Here is a 1,110-nt window from a genome sequence, read left to right on the forward strand (position 1 = left end):
CGCCCTACGCGACCCGGGGGGTGAGGAGGACCGTTACGCGCCTTCCCTCAGGCTTGCCGGGTGCCGACGACGGCGGTGGCGTCGAGTTCGGCGGAGGTGACCACACGGGCGAGGAGCCCGGCCCCGGCGAGGGTCTCGACGGCCCCCGGAGCCTGGCGGCGGCTCGTTTCCACCAGCAGGTGGCCGCCCGGCGCGAGCCAGCCCGGTGCCGCGGCGGCGACCCGGCGCAGTACGGCCAGGCCGTCGGTACCGCCGTCGAGCGCGAGCCGGGGTTCGTGGTCGCGCGCTTCCGGGGGCATGAGTGCGATTTCCTCGGTGGGCACATACGGCACGTTCGACAGCAGGATGCCGATCCGCCCCCGGAGCCGGGGCGGCAGTGCGTCGAACAGGTCGCCCTGATGGGCGTGCCCGCCGAAGGGGGCGACGTTGCGGCTCGCGCACCGCACGGCGGCGGGTTCGAGGTCCGCGGCGTGCAGTTCGGCCTCGCCCAGCAGGGAGGCGACGGCCACGCCGAGGGCTCCCGAGCCGCAGCACAGGTCGACCACGACGGCCCCGGGAGCGGCGAGGGCCGCCGCCTCGCGGACGAGGAGTTCGCTGCGCTGCCGCGGCACGAACACGCCGGGGTCCACCGCGATGCGCAGACCGCAGAAACCAGTCCAGCCCAGCACGTGTTCGAGGGGGTCGCCCGCCACCCGGCGCGCCACCATCGTGGTGAGCTCGACGGCATCGCGAGCCTCGGACAGCAACAGCCTGGCCTCGTCTTCGGCGAAGACACAGCCCGCGGCGCGGAGCCTGCGCACCACGGCGGATTCGGTCTCGGGGGAAACGGAAGCTGACATCGAGCGCCTTTCGTCGATCCGACGGGCGCTCCGCTCGAAAAACCTACGCCGTTCCGCGACGAGGTGAGAGCGCCCGGTTCGCACTTGCGGTAATGGGGCTCACCTCCCAGGTCGGTGCGTTCAGGACGGAGGAACTCTACCCCATGCGCTGTCGCGCTGAGTGACCGGGGTGCGGCTGTACGAGGCGGTGGTGGCCGGGCTGTGGGATGAAACACCTGTCCCGGTGCGGGGGTTGCCCCCGTGCGGCCGCGGCGCGGGATGGGGCCTGCCC

The 1,110-nt window shown here is 73.5% G+C and carries 1 protein-coding gene; it reads right to left on the minus strand.

Annotated features, from left to right (window positions below):
• Positions 1–47: 47 nt before the first annotated feature.
• A complete protein-coding gene (locus FNH05_RS37610) occupies positions 48–839 on the minus strand; it encodes a putative protein N(5)-glutamine methyltransferase (protein ID WP_144593573.1) in 792 nt (263 codons plus the stop codon).
• Between the last annotated feature and the right edge of the window lie 271 nt (positions 840–1,110).

Source organism: Amycolatopsis rhizosphaerae (genome assembly GCF_007713715.1).
Taxonomy (GTDB): Bacteria; Actinomycetota; Actinomycetes; order Mycobacteriales; family Pseudonocardiaceae; genus Amycolatopsis_E; species Amycolatopsis_E rhizosphaerae.

Bases quoted from the DNA above. Each gene is read 5' to 3' on its own strand.
- FNH05_RS37610 (WP_144593573.1), bottom strand. From the start codon at position 839: ATGTCAGCTTCCGTTTCCCCCGAGACCGAATCCGCCGTGGTGCGCAGG.